Annotated in this window: 10 protein-coding genes and 2 CRISPR repeat arrays (1 of these 12 running past the window's edge); of the genes, 1 reads left to right on the forward strand and 9 read right to left on the reverse strand. The window is 48.7% G+C overall.

The genetic code is table 11. The annotated features are described in order from the left end of the window. The coding region (locus tag ACYVRB_RS00005) for a transposase (RefSeq protein WP_461212776.1) at positions 1–377 on the forward strand (377 nt) is incomplete at its 5' end. A gap of 302 nt (positions 378–679) precedes the next feature. Here the strand turns inward: ACYVRB_RS00005 and aspS are convergent. The 9 genes from aspS to cas4 form a co-directional block, all read right to left on the reverse strand. Continuing rightward, positions 680–2,479: an aspartate--tRNA ligase gene (gene aspS / locus ACYVRB_RS00010; RefSeq protein WP_461212777.1), complete on the reverse strand. Its 1,800-nt coding sequence runs from the start codon at positions 2,477–2,479 to the stop codon at positions 680–682. Positions 2,480–2,481: 2 nt separating this feature from the next. Continuing rightward, on the reverse strand, positions 2,482–3,762 hold the full coding sequence (gene hisS, locus ACYVRB_RS00015) for a histidine--tRNA ligase (RefSeq protein ID WP_461212778.1): 1,281 nt from the start codon (positions 3,760–3,762) through the stop codon (positions 2,482–2,484). Positions 3,763–4,218: 456 nt separating this feature from the next. Next, positions 4,219–6,853: direct repeats of the CRISPR family, unit length 32 nt; unit sequence ATTTCAATTCACGCACTCCCGTAGAGTGCGAC. A 174-nt stretch (positions 6,854–7,027) separates the two neighbouring features. After that, positions 7,028–9,544 (reverse strand): CRISPR-associated endonuclease Cas3'', encoded by a 2,517-nt coding sequence (locus ACYVRB_RS00020; RefSeq protein ID WP_461212779.1) that lies wholly within the window; start codon positions 9,542–9,544, stop codon positions 7,028–7,030. After that, positions 9,534–10,469 (reverse strand): type I-C CRISPR-associated protein Cas7/Csd2, encoded by a 936-nt coding sequence (cas7c, locus tag ACYVRB_RS00025; RefSeq protein WP_461212780.1) that lies wholly within the window; start codon positions 10,467–10,469, stop codon positions 9,534–9,536. Before cas7c ends, ACYVRB_RS00020 begins: the two co-directional genes overlap by 11 nt. Further along, entirely contained in the window at positions 10,462–12,342 is a 1,881-nt protein-coding gene (gene cas8c / locus ACYVRB_RS00030) for a type I-C CRISPR-associated protein Cas8c/Csd1 (protein WP_461212781.1), read from the reverse strand. Before cas8c ends, cas7c begins: the two co-directional genes overlap by 8 nt. A gap of 1 nt (position 12,343) precedes the next feature. Continuing rightward, positions 12,344–13,066, reverse strand: a complete 723-nt coding sequence (gene cas5c / locus ACYVRB_RS00035) for a type I-C CRISPR-associated protein Cas5c (RefSeq protein WP_461212782.1) — start codon at positions 13,064–13,066, stop codon at positions 12,344–12,346. Between the two features lie 281 nt (positions 13,067–13,347). After that, a complete protein-coding gene (gene cas2, locus ACYVRB_RS00040; protein WP_461212783.1) occupies positions 13,348–13,644 on the reverse strand; it encodes a CRISPR-associated endonuclease Cas2 in 297 nt (98 codons plus the stop codon). Further along, positions 13,645–14,676, reverse strand: a complete 1,032-nt coding sequence (cas1c, locus tag ACYVRB_RS00045; protein WP_461212784.1) for a type I-C CRISPR-associated endonuclease Cas1c — start codon at positions 14,674–14,676, stop codon at positions 13,645–13,647. Next, positions 14,673–15,326, reverse strand: a complete 654-nt coding sequence (cas4, locus tag ACYVRB_RS00050) for a CRISPR-associated protein Cas4 (protein WP_461212785.1) — start codon at positions 15,324–15,326, stop codon at positions 14,673–14,675. Before cas4 ends, cas1c begins: the two co-directional genes overlap by 4 nt. A gap of 280 nt (positions 15,327–15,606) precedes the next feature. Next, positions 15,607–18,995: a CRISPR direct-repeat array (repeat unit 32 nt; unit sequence GTCGCACTCCTCGTGAGTGCGTGAATTGAAAT); it runs 52 nt beyond the window's last position.

An 18,995-nucleotide genomic window follows, 5' to 3' on the forward strand; every position in this document is an offset into this window, starting at 1 on the left:
TCGTAGTGACCAGCCTGGCCTCCGAGGCTCCAGAGACTTTGTTCAAGACCTATAGACAGCGGGGCAATGCTGAGAACCAAATTAAGGAGCTGAAATGCGGGTTTGGCTTTGACAAAACAGACAGCTCAACTTTTGCACGGAACACTGCACGAGCCTTGATCACCGGTATTGCCTATAACCTGGTTCAGCTCTTTAAACAGCTCTTTGTCTCGGAAGACCGTCGTTCAACCATCTCCTCGCTACGGTTCAGTCTCTTTCACATCGCCGGTAGGATTACTTGGCACGCCCGTCGTGTGGTGATTCATCTTGCTTCTAACTATGTTTACAAGAACTGGTTTAGTCGGCTCATGGACGAAGTCCATCAGTTGGCGACCTGAACTGAATAACTGAATAGGTCGTGCGTCGAGCCGAAAACTGGGTCGGTCTGTTCGTGGTGCATCGATCACCAACTTCTCCGCTCAGTCAGTATTCGCAACGCTCCAAACGTTGCTTTCAGACCGGCCAGATGCGATTTCATGTCCCAAATACCGAGGTGAATAATCCAGGTGTAGTTGATCGTGCGCGATTATAACCCCCTTTTTGCAAGCTAGTCGTGTACCCACAAGTAATTTTGGGTCTCAGACATACAAAAAAGGACTGATGTTAATCAGTCCTTAAATATGAAGATTATATTTGTGAATTATGCTTCTGGATCGGTGTCGTGTTCGTGTTCCGGATCGACGCCGGCACGTACCTCGATGCCAAGATCAACCAGCTGCTGATCTGCGACCGGATAAGGCGCGTTGGTCATCGGCTCAGAAGCCTTGGAGTTCTTCGGGAACGCGATGACGTCGCGAATGTTGTCGCGGCCACTCAAGAGCATTGCGAAGCGGTCGAGGCCGATCGCCAGGCCACCATGAGGCGGGAAGCCGAAGTCTAAGGCGTCAAGCAGGAAGCCAAAGGCCTTTTGCGCCCGCTCTGGGGTGAAGCCCAAGGCACGCAACATCTTCTCTTGGATCTCGCGGGTGTGGATACGAATGGAACCACCGCCCAGTTCATACCCGTTCAAGACGATGTCATAAGATTGGGCATGTGCCGCGTGCGGATCGGTATCCAACAGATGGACATCTTCCTCGTTTGGCATGGTGAATGGATGGTGGGCTGGGACCCAGCGATCGATGCCTTCATCGTATTCGAACAGCGGCCAGTCAACGACCCAGCAGAATGCGAATTGATTTTCGTCGATCAAGTTCAGCTCGTGGCCAAAATACGTCCGCAAGTAACCCAAGGATGCCGCAACGACACTCGGCTGATCCGCAACGAACAGGATCAAGTCGCCGTCTTTGGCGGCCAAGGCATCGGTCAGCACTTTGCCATCACCAAAGAACTTGCTGATGGGGCCGGTGATGCCATCGGCGGTGACTTTCATCCACGCCAGACCCTTGGCACCGAAGCGCTTGATGTAGTCTTGCAAGGCGTCAATCTTCTTGCGGGAATAGGCCGCAGCGGCACCAGGTGCGACGATGGCGCGGACTTGGCCGCCGTTGGCAACGGCGCCAGCGAAGACCTTGAAGTCAGAGTCTTTGACAAGTTCGGAAACGTCTTGGATCTCCATGCCAAAGCGCAGGTCCGGCTTGTCAGAGCCGTATTTGTCCATGGCATCTTGCCAGTCGATGCGCTTGAACGGCAGCTTGACGTCAACGCCTTTGACATCCTTCATGACCTTGGCGATCAGGCCTTCGGTGAGGTCTTGGATCTCTTCGGCAGTCAAAAAGCTGGTTTCCATGTCGATCTGAGTGAATTCTGGTTGACGATCGCCACGCAGGTCTTCATCGCGGAAGCAACGAGCGATCTGGTAGTACCGGTCAAACCCGGCACCCATCAACAGTTGCTTGAACAGCTGTGGGGATTGCGGCAACGCGTAGAAGCTGCCTGGATAAACCCGAGAAGGCACGAGGTAATCGCGGGCCCCTTCTGGCGTGGAAGCCGTCAGCGTCGGTGTTTCCAGATCGATGAAGCCTTGCGCGTCGAAGTAAGCGTGGGTCGCGGTCATGATCTTGGAGCGCATGATCAAGCCTTTTTGCATCTCTGGGCGGCGCAGATCCAAGTAGCGGTACTTGAGCTTGGTTTCTTCGCTGGCAGAGATGCCGTCAGTAATTTCAAACGGCGGTGTCTTGGCTTTGTTCAAAATGCTGATCGCGTGCACTTCGACTTCGACCTTACCGGTTTTCATCTTGTTGTTGATCGCAGCGCCTTCGCGAGCGCGGACTAAGCCAGTCGCTTCGATGACGAATTCTGAGCGCAGGTCTTCAGCGACAGCCAACGCGTCGGGATCGATTTCTTGAGAGAACACCAACTGCACGATCCCCGCGCGGTCGCGCAGATCGATGAAGATCAGGTTCCCGAGGTCACGGCGCTTTTGCACCCAACCCTTGAGCGTCACGGTTTCGCCTAAATGGGCTTCGGTGACGTCCCCTGCATAATAACTACGTTTAGCCACGATTAATCCTCCAGTGTTTCTTGATATAAAGTTGCAAACTGCTTAGTGACGACGTCTTGGGCGACGGTTTGTTGGACGCCGTCTGCCATGTCCTTGACCTGCACGGTACCGTCTGCCAGTTCGCTTTCACCCAGCGTCAGCACTAGGCGCGCGCCGGCTTTGTTGGCCGACTTGAACTGGGCCTTGGCTTTGCGGCCGAGGTAATCCATATCCACGGCAAAGCCTTGCGCGCGGATCGCTTGGGCCAAGCGCAACGCGGTCGGGGCGGCTGTTTCGTCGATGGCAACGATGTAGGCCGGCAGGACTGCCGGTTTTTGCTTGCCTTGCATCAAAAGCATCAAGCGTTCAACACCCATCGCAAAACCGACGCCTGGGGTTTCTGGGCCGCCGAGTTCTTCAACCAAGCCATTGTAGCGCCCGCCACCTAAGATGGTGGTATAGCCGCCGCCGAAGACCGGATCGCCGGACATCACTTCAAAAATCGTGTGGTTATAATAGTCCAGCCCGCGCACCATGTCTGCGTCGACCACGTAGTCGATGCCGAGGTTTTCGAGGTTGGTCTTCACCCCGTCAAAATGCGCCTGCGCTTCAGGCGTCAGATAATCCAGGATCTTCGGGGCGTTAGCGACGATTTCTTGATCGTGCTTATCCTTGGAGTCGAGTACCCGTAGTGGGTTCTTCTCTAAGCGCACCTTAGAATCGTCTGACAATTCATCTTTAAACGGCGTGAGAAAGTCGACCAAGGCCTGATGATACGCCTTGCGACTCTCAGGATCTCCGAGCGTGTTGATGGCAAAACGCAGCTTCGTCGCCCCCATCGCCTCGAGCAGATCTTTGGCCAAAGCGATGACTTCAGCATCCAGCACCGGGCTGGTCGATCCGAAGGCTTCCACCCCAATCTGATGGAACTCACGCTGACGGCCGGATTGCGGCCGTTCATAACGGAACATCGAACCCATATAAAAGAGCTTGACCGGCTTGGCGTGTTCCGGCCCGTATAACTTGTTTTCAACATACGCACGGACGACGCCAGCGGTGCCTTCTGGACGCAACGCCATCATCCGGCCGCCTTTGTCTTCGAAGGTATACATTTCCTTGGTCACGATGTCGCTGGTATCACCGGCAGAGCGTGAGAAGACTTCGACGTTTTCAAACAGCGGAATGCGGATCTCTTGATAGCGATAGCGGTTGAGGATTTGGCGCGCCGTGGCTTCAACTTGCTGCCAAAGCTCACTTTGGCCCGGCAAGATATCAGCGGTGCCTTTTGGTCGTTGATAGTTCATAATTGTCCCTCTTCTTATTAGATTCATCCGTAAAAAAAGACACCCCTCGCCTGAAACGAAGGGTGCGAACACGGTACCACCTTGTGATTTTACTCAGCCATAACGGTGGCTACCGGAAAAATTTCTGCCTCGGCTGTGTCTTGTCGATCGTTATCGGGCTCACACCTTCCCCGAATCGCTTGCATGATCTCTTCTAGAGCGTCAATGGCAACGGATGTCTTGTTTACCTATTGAGAATACTCAAATGCATGCGGTTTGTCAATGGAACGCGAGGGTAACAGCCGCGTTATACCGACAAACAGTATATCGCATACGAAGTCTACGTTTTAACGCACACATCTGCATGACAAACACTAATACCGGTACTCATGACGACAATGATCAGCAATTTGTTTTACTTCCTGCACTCGTCTGGTGTGAAACGGACAAGTTCACGACGACGTGAGTGGTGGCGAAATTTCAACTCACGCACTCCCGTAGAGTGCGACAAATCATTTTGACTAGCTAAGCATTTTCCCAAATTTCAATTCACGCACTCCCGTAGAGTGCGACGTAATCAAGCTCATTCTGGTATCGATCTAATCGATTTCAATTCACGCACTCCCGTTGAGTGCGACCTCGGTTTAAACGTCAATTCACGCATGGCGATATTTCAATTCACGCACTCCCGTAGAGTGCGACCGTTGGTTCCTTGATGGAATTCAACTTGTTACGTATTTCAATTCACGCACTCCCGTAGAGTGCGACGTTAGACACAGCTAGTGCAACTGACCTCCCGATATTTCAATTCACGCACTCCCGTAGAGTGCGACCCGGTGCGGCTCGTTTTGAGTGGCACCGACATATTTCAATTCACGCACTCCCGTAGAGTGCGACTGTGATGGTGCGGATTTTACTGCTAGATGAAAATATTTCAATTCACGCACTCCCGTAGAGTGCGACGTGACACTGCCCAGCTCAACGTGATTTTGAGTACGATTTCAATTCACGCACTCCCGTAGAGTGCGACGCCACAGCGGCCAGCAGTGCCATCGGTGCCAATTTCAATTCACGCACTCCCGTAGAGTGCGACGGTTGCACGGGTCAAAACTACAGCTTGCGGGTTATTTCAATTCACGCACTCCCGTAGAGTGCGACCACGATTGTAATTGCGAATGAGGCGGACTAATATTTCAATTCACGCACTCCCGTAGAGTGCGACATTTTGAATAACTTGATAGACGACTCAATGATATTTCAATTCACGCACTCCCGTAGAGTGCGACGCTAACAAAATGACCACCGCGCCCGTGAAAACTATTTCAATTCACGCACTCCCGTAGAGTGCGACTTTTAGTTTGTCATTATAGTCTAAGGTCTTCCAAATTTCAATTCACGCACTCCCGTAGAGTGCGACGAGTACGTCAAAAACTATCCACGGCGGCGAGTTATTTCAATTCACGCACTCCGGTAGAGTGCGACTTGGAGTTGGAGGGTGAGCCTGTGGATGGCGATATTTCAATTCACGCACTCCCGTAGAGTGCGACCTTGCTTAATGCGATGTCCAATTACGTTGATATTTCAATTCACGCACTCCCGTAGAGTGCGACCAATAAACTAGATTGTGCATATCAGAACCGGCAAATTTCAATTCACGCACTCCCGTAGAGTGCGACATCTTCCACATCAAGGGCTATTTGTGCGCAAAATTTCAATTCACGCACTCCCGTAGAGTGCGACCGTAAGTAAAAAAGGTTGACTACTTGCACATGTATTTCAATTCACGCACTCCCGTAGAGTGCGACCATGGTCGGCAAGACGATTCAAAGCAAGATTGATATTTCAATTCACGCACTCCCGTAGAGTGCGACAATTCCCCGTTGCGTTCCTCCGTCACCGTAGCGATTTCAATTCACGCACTCCCGTAGAGTGCGACCCTGAAGTACGCCGCATTTGGCAACTCATCAGAATTTCAATTCACGCACTCCCGTAGAGTGCGACGTTCAAGCCATTCATTCGAGGACGTATCCTCTACATTTCAATTCACGCACTCCCGTAGAGTGCGACCTACGTGGTCTTCCAAACGGGTAAGCCTAGTTATTTCAATTCACGCACTCCCGTAGAGTGCGACACTAGCCATGCGTGGGTTCATGAAATTCTTGATATTTCAATTCACGCACTCCCGTAGAGTGCGACTTGCTCTGGTGATGTGATTTGGATCACCTACTTTGATTTCAATTCACGCACTCCCGTAGAGTGCGACGTCAGCAACGACACCATCAGCGGTGATAGCACTCTTATTTCAATTCACGCACTCCCGTAGAGTGCGACTGGTACGACGTGGACTGTTTTACCTACTACATAATTTCAATTCACGCACTCCCGTAGAGTGCGACCAACGCCCGCAAAGTTTTCGGATTGAATCGTCCATTTCAATTCACGCACTCCCGTAGAGTGCGACAGCTTGTTCGCGCGGAACAACGCACGGAAATTATTTCAATTCACGCACTCCCGTAGAGTGCGACGGATTGCAAGAACTGAAGATGCTTACCGCGAGATATTTCAATTCACGCACTCCCGTAGAGTGCGACGTTTGTCTTCGGCTCTGCTGCATCAAGATCATTACATTTCAATTCACGCACTCCCGTAGAGTGCGACGATAGCAAGGGCGGCTATACGGACGAGAATTTATTTCAATTCACGCACTCCCGTAGAGTGCGACATGAACAACAAAATGGTAAGATTGCATGTATTATTTCAATTCACGCACTCCCGTAGAGTGCGACTCACAGGACTTGTTAGTAGCCAGCTATGATAGTATTTCAATTCACGCACTCCCGTAGAGTGCGACTTTGTCGGTGCCAACGATTTTGGCAGTCCAAGCAATTTCAATTCACGCACTCCCGTAGAGTGCGACGGGGATGAACCACAAAATGGTAGGACTGCATGTATTATTTCAATTCACGCACTCCCGTAGAGTGCGACCATTACTACTTAAAGCCTTTTCGATGATGTAATTTCAATTCACGCACTCCCGTAGAGTGCGACCAGATTGCAAGTCAACAAGATTAAGGGTAAGGATTTCAATTCACGCACTCCCGTAGAGTGCGACCGCAACATGTAGGCGATTGAAGTCACAATTCCTAAATGTTGTAGCTAAAGCTGTTTACCCATTCAATATACGATCAATTCATGTCAGAACCGTACAATAAACAAGTAATTCGTAACAAGATATGGTGCGAATCCCCTAGGTAGAACATGTTCAACCCGGACTCGCACCACTCACTCATAAGATAATTGAGCCGACTACGCTATCAGCAGTAATTCCAGTGTCCGAATCATAGTTCATAGTGTAGTACACTCCACCATGCTTACCGATATCAATATAGCCAATATTTCCCAACTGATCCAGGTTGTAGACCTGAACAGTAAATGCTTGGGCGCGCTGTAACAACCCCGGCACCTTGTCGAATGAGGTCTCATTAGACAAAAGCGCAGTAATAATGTCAGTACCGCTTTCAACGTGTTTGCTTGATTGTAACTCACCCAACTCAACATCAGTATTTGGATCATACGCCACAATGACCGGCGTTGTTGGGCTATCGATGACTTCAAAATGCTTCGCAATCGATTGTGGCGCTGCACTGACTAATCCATATGATCGAACTGGCCCGTGATTTGACAACACGTCCATCGAACTTGCCACTGCATTGAAACGTTCATTGTTCACTAGCTTCAGTCCCGCCGTAACATGTCCCCATTCGAACATCAAAGACCCTTGGTACGGATATCGTGTTACTTTATTTCGATCGAACTGCGCGTAATATCGTTGAAAAAACGACTTCACGATTTTAGGCGCAGATAGATCGGCCTCAGGATTTAACGCGGCAACTTCTTTAGTCGTCTCCATCCCGACCGTCAGTGTTTTAAGACTGCCCATTCTCTCTGCAGACTTAACGATCGAGATTAGGTGCACCGTGCCCATCGGCAATTCATGATTGCGATTACAACGGCCGGCAGTCTGGACAACACTGTCTAACCCGGCCAGCGATCGAATTGCCATCTGAAAACTGAGATCCACGCCTGCTTCGATTAGACGTGTCGAGAAAACGACCACCTTCTGTCCATTTTGTTTCAAGTTGCGCTTAATCCGTTCAAATCGGCGTTGACGATTGGCAGGACACATATCCGTCGAAAGATGAAAGGTTTGCACACCTTCTTTTGTAAAGCCTTCATACGCACGCTTTACGGCCCCTTTCGTATTCAAAACAACCAAGATACTATCGACATGATTCAACTGTTCATCGACAAACTCATCCAGTTTAGAAATCGTCCAAGGCGTTTCAGTAAGATGCGACACGATTTTCGTCCGAGCAAACGTATCAGCAACTCGATCGACATCCTCAACGATTTCTGTCGGTTGCTTGGCCAAGCCTTGGAGAAGATAGCGCCCGCTCAAATCTGGTTGTGTTGCCGTACACAACAGCACTGTTGCCTTCCCAGCTGTCGTTAACCAATCAATTAAGGCGTTGCTCATTGAAATCAGCTTAATTGGTAATGTCTGGACTTCATCCATAATGATTGCACAGTTAGCTGTCCGGTGCATGTGACGAAGGTTTTTGCTACCATGGCCAAAAAATGCGTTGAAGAATGCGACCTGCGTCGTCACGACGATTGGTGCATCCCAGGCGTCTCGTGCATACCGATAAGCTTCACTAGCTTGGTCATCGTTGACAACGACGTTACTATGATACTCCAATACTGTGGTGAGATCGCTTTCTTCAACTCCCAGCGCAGAACGAATTGCTGCCGCATTTTGTTCAATAATTGTCGTATACGGTGCGACGTAAATAATTTGTTCGAAACCATGTGCCTTAGCCTGGTGTAAGGCGAAGCGCAAGCTAGAATAAGTCTTACCACCACCGGTTGGAACACTGAGACTGTATAATCCTGTAGCCTGATCTCCAGCTGTAGCACTAAGATCAGACATGTGCTGCCTGTCACGATTCAGTTGTTGTGTCGCCGGGTTATCTGCCACCTGCTGTGACCGTTCGGAAACACTAATTTCGTTAGCTTCGTTCAACGTACAAAGCTTTTCATTAGTTGCCTTCAACGTATTCGGACGTTTTGTTGAAAAATTGGCGGTATCCGTGTGATCTGCATCAACCAAACACGACGCGATAAAACGCTGATAATAAAACTGTGACTTTAGTAGCGCTTCCGATCCGATGCGTTTGGCTTCGACAATCATCCCCTCACATTCCGTAAGAAATTCCTGATAGGACATTTCACCCTGAGAGAAATAAGCTAATGAAATGTCTTCCAGCTGCCAATCGGGGATATCCTGTTGCATTTTCGAATAGTAAGGGAAAAGTGCTTCAAGAGAGACTGCACTATAACCATTTTGCAGAGGTTCTAAGAAATCGTACGGGCCATCGGCATTATGATGAGCCATAATCGCATTTGCCATCAGATCGGCAAGCGTCAACACTGCAAGATTATCGCCATCATCCAGGTCAGTCGTTAGCCAACCATGTGCATGCAATTCAGAAAATAATAAGCGCGCTCCAGCATAGGCATGATTGACACGCGCGTTATCTTGCGCGCGAATGTGTGCTTGAAATTTGGCTGAGTATTTCCCGGCGTCATGCAATTGCCCGACCAGGCGACAAGTATGCTCAAGTCCAACTGGTGCGCCGAAACGTGCCGCCAGGTCCCCCGCCGCCTTGAGATGGGCGCGTAAGGATTGATAACGAATTGGATCACCAGAGGTGTGCCCAATATAGCCTTCACTAGAAACCATCGATCACTTCCACGTGTAAGCCGTCGATTTGTGGGTCGTCAACGGTTACTTCGACCTTGGTGAAATCGGCATCTTGATAACGACCTTGATTGCCAGCAAACAGCTCCCCTTTTTCAACCGCCATTGGGTTCTTAACTTTGGTCGCCGCATGAACAAGATAAGGGGCAAGCTTGCCAATTTCTGAGTCGTGCTCCCACCACACAAGCTTGAGAACAGCCATCGAGCCTTCAGGACGGGCGGCAGAGCTATCGTTCACGAAAAGCGTGCGCAAAGCTTCTTTAAGCGCGGCCGCATCGTCGTCAGTAAAGCCACTCTTCTGCGCTAACTCAACGTTGACACTGCCGTTAAAAACATAAACGCCAAACGGGACGACCGCCTTGGTTCCCATTGTGTCGCTACCTTTGGCATCGCCGGGCTCCAGATTAATCGATTTGGTGATTTGTTCTTCTCGAACCACGATGGGATCAGTCGAATAAGCGGCTTGGATGCTGACAGGGCCACGCAATGGGATCGACACACCGTCTAAGCCGTCATCACTGCCTTTCTTGAATGGTAAGACCTGGCCGAACGCTCGAACATCGATCCAGCTCGCGTTTGCCGCTGTCATCAAAGCTCGGCGATCAACGGGCTTCTTTTGGGTAACCCCTTCAAGCACCTTCTGAACCAGCTCACTAGACTTGACCCGCTCACGAAGGTTGGTCGGTTCTCCGGGTTCAATGCGGTCTTGTGATTCGACAAGCACTGGTAAACTCATATCCTGCCAGCGATTGCGGATCTTGCGCTTGATGGCTACATCGCTGATTTCGCCTAGACCGTCTGCGTTTACTCGTGGACGGTTACTGTCCAATGGATCCCCGTTTGGATTGGCATTTTTGACACCGATAACCACCGTAAAATCAATTTTGTGCGTTAATGCGTTACTCATTATCCTTACCCCCATTTGTCTTCGCGGCTTTCTTCTCAGCAATAATCCGTGCGGCCTCTTGTTGCAACATCGTGCGCTCATCCATAAATCCCTTGAAAACATTACCTGTCAGCGGATCGTCATTAGACATCGCATCATCAGCAAATTGCTCGGTCGCATCCTGCCAATATGCCATGTAACGCTCACGCTCATGGCCACTGGTGATCCGTGGCAGATACGCGTTCATAATTGCCGCAGCGATCCGATTCCAGGTCGTGCTCGGCTGTGAAATGAAGCTGGAGTAAAAGCGCAACGCAGTGGTCAACCGTGCCGACCCGCCACCGCTTGTGTGCCCTTGAATTTCACGCGCCCGAGTCTCCACATAGTCTGCAACGGCTAACAATCGTCCGAATACATAAGAGCGATCCGTCTCATCTTTATTTAACGCCATTTCCATCTTCCTCCCGCCATCAAACTGCGAATTATAAGTTAGCACGGCGCAATATACACGCACATCTTGTTGCCAAACATCTGCGCCTTGCCATTTGCCACGATTTACATTTGCATAACCTTCAGGTTTGCTGATGCGGCGATAGATTGCCTGTAACATGTCACTCGGTATCGGTTGCCCATTGATCACAGCAAGCACAAGTCGACTCGTCGCTCGTCGACTCAAAGCGGTAAAGCGCTGTCCACGCTTACCCGTCAAGTAGGCCGACTCAATGATTTGGTTGAGGTTCGGCGTAAAATCTCCCCAAACACAAGTTAACACACCATTATTTGCCCAGTTCAGTAAGTGCTCCCGGAAAGTACCAGATTGCATCATGTCATAATAGACAACCGACATCCGGCCCTTCGTGGCAGCATCAAGAAACAATACATTTAACACTTGATTATCAGGAATATTTTGAGTGTGTTTAAACAGCACATCATGATAGGTGTCTGCCACAGATTTTCCTGCAGTATCTGAGCGGCCGGTGAAAATCAACTTGAGCACACCAGAAGCCGACTGAGCGGAAGATTTCTTGTCACGCGTCCAAACCAGAAATGCCCGAGAGTCGATCATAATACCTTGGCGCTGCAGTAGCCACTTCAACGCATGTGTCATTTTCTGGGAAGATTCTAAGCCAATGTGATAGAACTCAGTATCTAAAAACATCCCCCGATACGAGAAGCCGCTACTATCGTTGGCGGAAATGAGTTTAGCACTACTTGCATTGGAATAGATATTCTTCTCAAGCATCGGGGCCTCTGGTTGGATGTCTCCAGTCAAGTAATCAAGCGTTTGTGGCAGTGCTTCGCGAGTCTTTGGCAGATAGTAGTTCTGCCATGCATCGAAAAGCTTTTTGTCTCGCCAAGGACCCAACACGTTGGGGTCATCAGTCACTAGACGGAACCGAACGAAAGATTCTCCCTTCTTGATTCGCTTGATTTCTTTGGCATCATCAAATTGTGATAATAAGTCTGCAACCACTGATTGATTATCAGTATAAGCGGCAACCGCCTTAACGATTTGAGGTGCTTGCGCATCTTCCGCCCATTGATGGAGTTCGTGGTTATAAGCAATATAGCATGCTTTAGCACGTTCTTGTTTGGCACCAGCATAAGGTGCAAAATCTCCAGCGACGTATTTGATTTTGTCTTGCAATGGAAAAGCCGCCACGTTGTTTGCTCGACCGGCTGCTTCAATGGTTGCCGGTACAACTGTCAGACCATCCTCGTCTGACAACGCCAATGCACTGACAAAATCTCCGGTAGCCGTGATGCTGATCTGATATTCAGCTTTAATCGACACGTGTGCCAACGGCATCAATGTCAGCCCATCATTGTCAAATTCGCCCACGGCTTGACTATTTTCATCAAAAGTTGCTACCAGTTCTTGATATACAGTCATCTCAATCACCTCCTAACAAGGCGTTGTACAACGCGTCGACATTCTGATCGACAACACTGGGTTGCGGTAATTGATCAACCTTCCGAATCAACTGCACGTCTTTGACTTCTTCAGGACGTGGAAACTTAACAACACCATTGACCATCACAGGGTTCCACAAGCGTACCGCAAATTCCTTACGGCCCGTCTGGTTAGGGTAATCAAAACCATGTACCATCGTCCCCATATACCGCGTTGCGTCATCACGATGATCGTAGAACCCTTCACCTTCTCCAAATTTTATCGGTTTGACATATGCCTGGCACTCACGGGTCCCCAAATAAACATCACGGCGTCCTCCTCGCGCTAGTGCACGATTAAAAATGGCAACGTGTTTTTTCATGTTGCGGTCTTGCTCAAGATCTGGACGTTGCATGTTCCACTCAATATGCGCGCGCACCTGGAATCTGGGATTCTGCAGATAAGAATAAAACGCAAGATCAGGGCTACCATCCATCTTGATTGGCCTAATGCCTTTAGACTCGATGCGGATCTCATTCATAACGCGAAGCTCGTCGACCACAAAGATAATTGTTGGTTTCCAGTAAACGCTTTCAATTATGCCGACAAGCGATTGGTAAGTTGGAATCTGTAAGCTCATTCGTTCCGTACCTTTTGTTAGTGCATCGGTGAATAGTGCGTTCTTACCCCAAACTTCGAATTCAAGACTATTACTGTTTGACACTGGTGATTCACCTCCAAACATCTCCCTCATCAACGGAATGCTGATGTAAGAGCATTATTAACTAACAACATGCATAGCTTTCCGCCTTAGGAAAAAAATGTCAATACTGAATAACATTACATATGAATATAAGATATTCGTAAACGCCAGAACATTACTGTTCTGGCTTGTTCCCATGATTGACATTTCATATATTTCAATCCACGTCCACAGACGTGCTGGTTTCCCAGCAACAATCTCATCGATTGCTCTTCCATCATAACAAACCTTCCCCCTCGAACTCAAAGGATGATTGCACTATCCAAATCCGGAACATCTCGTGTCCCTACATGTGTAATCTTGTTCGCGTAACTTTTTCCTAACTGGTAATATCGCACCGAATCAAGCTTTGGGTCGATAATCTTTAGCATCTCGTGTTGCAACTGATGGAACTGCAAATTATCGATCAAACACTCGAACACCGAGTTTTGTACACGTTGCCCAAACTTGCTACATAACTTTGCCACCCGAGCTAAACGACGTGCGCCATGCGGTGAGGTAATAGCAATATCGTAAACGACAACAATCATATTATTCATCTACTTCCAAAAAAATGGTGGATAAGCATCAATATCTCCACGAAGGTACCGCGCCAACAACAACGCCTGAACATGAGGCACTAACCCCCATTGAATCTTCTCATTCAAAAATGGATGGGTCAGTTGCTCACTTCGCCGCTTCTGCCATGCCTCCAACACAACACGTCTACCACGACCATTCAACAAAACGGCACCATCTTCTTGAATATCAAAATCGTTCTTCTTAACCATCTGCCTGTTAATCAACGTCAACACGAATCGGTCCGCAAAAGCACTGCGGAGTTCTTCCATTAAATCCAGCGCTAGGGAGATTCTCCCGGCACGATCGCAATGCAAAAAGCCGACATATGAATCTAACCCAACTGCTTCCAGTGCCGCCGCGCAGTCATGTGCAAGGAGCATATACGCATATGATAACAAGGCGTTTGTTCGGTCAAGTGGTGGCCGTCGATTTCGCCCTGTGAAAGCAAAGTCTTTACGTTGCTGAAGGATCAGCTCACCAAACACGCTGAAGTATTCATGCGCAACATTACCTTCAATTCCACGGAGTGCATTGTCGTTCTCAGCTGACTTCAACTCACCTAAACCAGCTCGCAAGCGTGCGATGGCGACATCGATTGCAGTTTTATCAATTGCTAAACCGTGATCACGTCTTGCTCGCTCCAGCACCCAGCGTTGATTGAAAACTTTGCCAATTAAAAACGATTTTGCTAAAGTCAACGCCGCCTGGTCATCATCAGCAACCCGATATTGTGTTCGCCTCAACAAAACATTGCCATTTGCTGCGCCAGTTAGGCGACCACAAAATTGCCCTGTCTGTGAAATGAAACTTAATGCGACATTATGTTCAAGACAATATCGCATTAAACCGGGACTAACACCAGGATACCCAAATGTCACAATACCCTCAAAACTGATCAATGGAAGCTTTGCCACAGTTTCATGGTCACATTCAACAACAACATTGCCTCCGTCCAGCCTGAGATACGATTTTGCATTTGTTATATAAAGAGTCGTCAGAATCTTTTTCACTCTTCTAGCATCCCTTCAACGTATTTTGCAGCGGATCTTTTCTTCATCAATACAGGCAAACAAATCTCGCTCAGAGAACACCGCTTGCACCAAGCACCTGTCTTGACTTTAGGCGTATAGTGTTTCGTCCATAATTGCCGCATTTCGCGAATCTTACTTAATAGATCTGTACGCATTTCTTCTGTGAATGATACGGTGACTCGCTGATTCGTTTCAAAATAATAAAGGCTGCCTTGGTTGATCCGACCACCCAACATCTCTTCCAAGCACATGCTTTCGGCAAGTAATTGATAGGTGTCGGACAAATTACGCTTTTGATGTCCATGTTTATATTCAACAACTTCAGGCCTATACAGCTGATCCCGACCACTCAATCGAACGCCATATTCCGACTCGGTAAATTCAACCGCATCGCAAACCCCGTATATGCCAAGATTAGATGAATGCACTCTCAGAGCATGAACTATCAACTTATCCCCACGTTTTTCCTTTAACTTCGGTGAATCAGCCCGCTCATGCTTCGCACGACCATCATAAGTGAGCGTATTTTCCTGCCATTGATTCTCAATGTGAATCAGTGCCCATTGTCGACGACAAAATAAGAAATGTTGTATTCCAGAAATCATTAAATAATCATCTTCGTTATACATTTTCCGTGCCTCCTTATCGTCCACAATATACGCAAACGTTTACCTTTACAATACATCATCCATCATGTACATTGTATATGTATTGCGACTTATTGCCAATAAGTTACGCCAATTATTGAAAAGTGCGAACAAGGGTCAAACATAAAAGGTTCAGGACATTCGCACTAAAATTATGTCCAATTCCCTTCGAAATCACCTGTTATTGGCCGCAATCCGCTTGTAACAATGGTACCAGCCACAAAATATGCTACTTTAGATATGCTTTTGCCTATATTTTGCGGTCGCACTCCTCGTGAGTGCGTGAATTGAAATTGGCTGATCAAGTAGATCCGGAGCTGCGCGACTGTCGCACTCCTCGTGAGTGCGTGAATTGAAATACGTACTACGGTGCTAAGTTATTCGATGACAAAGTCGCACTCCTCGTGAGTGCGTGAATTGAAATAAACATGTAACCCGCCATTGGGGAATCGAAACTGTCGCACTCCTCGTGAGTGCGTGAATTGAAATTTCTACTGCAACAGAACCTTCTCACGTTGAAGGTCGCACTCCTCGTGAGTGCGTGAATTGAAATACCTTCCGCGACAACTTGCCAACAGACGACATTGTCGCACTCCTCGTGAGTGCGTGAATTGAAATGCAAAAAATTCAACCTTGACACAGCAGAGATTCAGTCGCACTCCTCGTGAGTGCGTGAATTGAAATCATCATGTCACCTCAATCCTAGATTTTTGATGTCGCACTCCTCGTGAGTGCGTGAATTGAAATATCACTGATGACGGGCCCGATGTTGAAGTACATCGTCGCACTCCTCGTGAGTGCGTGAATTGAAATCTATGCCTGGATTGCTGATTTACCAGCTAAGCGTGTGTCGCACTCCTCGTGAGTGCGTGAATTGAAATAGATAGCGAAACGAGGGCGATTTATTATGTCTAAGTCGCACTCCTCGTGAGTGCGTGAATTGAAATAATTACGACTGATATTGGTATTATCTGCCGCGGTCGCACTCCTCGTGAGTGCGTGAATTGAAATTTAGCACCCCGTAGAATTCGTTTGGACACTGGAAGTCGCACTCCTCGTGAGTGCGTGAATTGAAATATGTGCTAAGTTCACTAGCTTGGCAAACTGATCGTCGCACTCCTCGTGAGTGCGTGAATTGAAATAAGTGCCGAATGCACGCCAGCTGAACGTCTCGGGTCGCACTCCTCGTGAGTGCGTGAATTGAAATAATGATTGGATAAAAGTATTCCGTGGCGACAGCGTCGCACTCCTCGTGAGTGCGTGAATTGAAATACTTGTGCATGCTGTGGCAAGACCTATGACAAGCGTCGCACTCCTCGTGAGTGCGTGAATTGAAATGCATTTGAATAGTTAGTTTTTACACCCAGTCGAGGGTCGCACTCCTCGTGAGTGCGTGAATTGAAATTGGAAGCTCACGGGTATGATTACACCAAGTGGGAGGTCGCACTCCTCGTGAGTGCGTGAATTGAAATATGAGTCAGTAATGGGCATCCGTAATTTTCACAGTCGCACTCCTCGTGAGTGCGTGAATTGAAATTGATTGGCTGTCACCCACTCTAGGTTTTCAAGGTCGCACTCCTCGTGAGTGCGTGAATTGAAATTATTGTGGCGCTTGACGTCGAGAGTGGCTATCCGGTCGCACTCCTCGTGAGTGCGTGAATTGAAATTAGCTTAATAGTTTTGATGTAGCAAGCGCCGCGTCGCACTCCTCGTGAGTGCGTGAATTGAAATTTGGCGGTGATTTGGCTCACGTTGACAATATCAACTGTCGCACTCCTCGTGAGTGCGTGAATTGAAATTTGGCGGTGATTTGGCTCACGTTGACAATATCAACGTCGCACTCCTCGTGAGTGCGTGAATTGAAATATGAATCAGGTTTTTTCAAGCACGCCGCGACACGGTCGCACTCCTCGTGAGTGCGTGAATTGAAATAAAGCGAACACGGCTGACGGGCAGGCAGTAATCGTCGCACTCCTCGTGAGTGCGTGAATTGAAATTGTATGACAAGAATGGATTGAAGAGGAGAAAAAGTCGCACTCCTCGTGAGTGCGTGAATTGAAATTGCAAGAGACGTGTGGGAATCATTAGGTATTGGTCGCACTCCTCGTGAGTGCGTGAATTGAAATACTACGCATGATTATAAGGTGCCAGAAACGCTTGCGTCGCACTCCTCGTGAGTGCGTGAATTGAAATACCCGATCTATCAAGCGTCATGATGGTTGGTGTCGCACTCCTCGTGAGTGCGTGAATTGAAATACGTCAGCTACGACGAAAAGCGCCCGCTGCATGTCACGTCGCACTCCTCGTGAGTGCGTGAATTGAAATTTGGCTGTTGTCTCCTTGGCCGCGATAGCTTCTGTCGCACTCCTCGTGAGTGCGTGAATTGAAATATCACCTATACAAAAGGGTGATAGAACCGGTTTTGTCGCACTCCTCGTGAGTGCGTGAATTGAAATCCGTTTGTACCAGCGGGACCCTGAGAACCAGTGGCACGTCGCACTCCTCGTGAGTGCGTGAATTGAAATACGCCAACTGCATTCTTCCAATTCGACCGGAAAGGTCGCACTCCTCGTGAGTGCGTGAATTGAAATTGATAATTCGGGGTACAACCCAGCCGCCAGCCGGGTCGCACTCCTCGTGAGTGCGTGAATTGAAATCAATCGTGGTTAACACGCCATTTGAAAAGATTGTCGCACTCCTCGTGAGTGCGTGAATTGAAATCTCCGTTGGTAAAGCTGTTGGTGGCTGGGTTGGGTCGGTCGCACTCCTCGTGAGTGCGTGAATTGAAATCCAAAGCCGCGGCGTCGCGATTGCCCCTGAGAGTCGCACTCCTCCTGAGTGCGTGAATTGAAATCACGAGATTCAAGCGAAGCGCACATACGCAGTATGTCGCACTCCTCGTGAGTGCGTGAATTGAAATAGTCAATGCGTAGCGCATGATTTCAGCGCCTTCCCGTCGCACTCCTCGTGAGTGCGTGAATTGAAATAATCATGGACAACGAACAGCAAAACGTACAAGCGTCGCACTCCTCGTGAGTGCGTGAATTGAAATGCCTTTAGGCCCTACTGGACCAGTGTCACCAGGTCGCATTCCTCGTGAGTGCGTGAATTGAAATATTTTCAGGCTGATACAGCACGACAGCGCCCTTGTCGCACTCCTCGTGAGTGCGTGAATTGAAATATGGGCATCCCATGCCGCACGGATTCCCGACGGTCGCACTCCTCGTGAGTGCGTGAATTGAAATTGTTGCGTGGAGAAATCTCAGAGACGCTGTTTGTCGCACTCCTCGTGAGTGCGTGAATTGAAATTTCCACGCAGCCAATGATTTCCGTTGGGGTGATCGTCGCACTCCTCGTGAGTGCGTGAATTAAAATCTTGAGCAACCTCGCGCTGGCCGGCTTGTCACCGTCGCACTCCTCGTGAGTGCGTGAATTGAAATGGATTGAGTTGCTCGGTTGCGGCCTCGGTGCTGTCGCACTCCTCGTGAGTGCGTGAATTGAAATTGCCATGGCTCATGTCCTCCTTAGCCCTGAGGTTCTGGTCGCACTCCTCGTGAGTGCGTGAATTGAAATGTCTATGGTGTCGGCTACGCCATTAGTAAGGCACGTCGAACTCCTCGTAAGTGCGTGAATTGAAATTGATCGCAACGA

It is taken from the genome of Lacticaseibacillus boliensis, from assembly GCF_054784775.1.

What these genes read in the sequence shown, in the direction of transcription:
- hisS (WP_461212778.1), bottom strand. Translation starts at nt 3,762, where the DNA reads ATGAACTATCAACGACCAAAAGGCACCGCTGATATCTTGCCGGGCCAA.
- ACYVRB_RS00020 (WP_461212779.1), bottom strand. Translation starts at nt 9,544, where the DNA reads ATGGTTTCTAGTGAAGGCTATATTGGGCACACCTCTGGTGATCCAATT.
- cas7c (WP_461212780.1), bottom strand. Translation starts at nt 10,469, where the DNA reads ATGAGTAACGCATTAACGCACAAAATTGATTTTACGGTGGTTATCGGT.
- cas8c (WP_461212781.1), bottom strand. Translation starts at nt 12,342, where the DNA reads ATGACTGTATATCAAGAACTGGTAGCAACTTTTGATGAAAATAGTCAA.
- cas2 (WP_461212783.1), bottom strand. Translation starts at nt 13,644, where the DNA reads ATGAATAATATGATTGTTGTCGTTTACGATATTGCTATTACCTCACCG.
- cas4 (WP_461212785.1), bottom strand. Translation starts at nt 15,326, where the DNA reads ATGTATAACGAAGATGATTATTTAATGATTTCTGGAATACAACATTTC.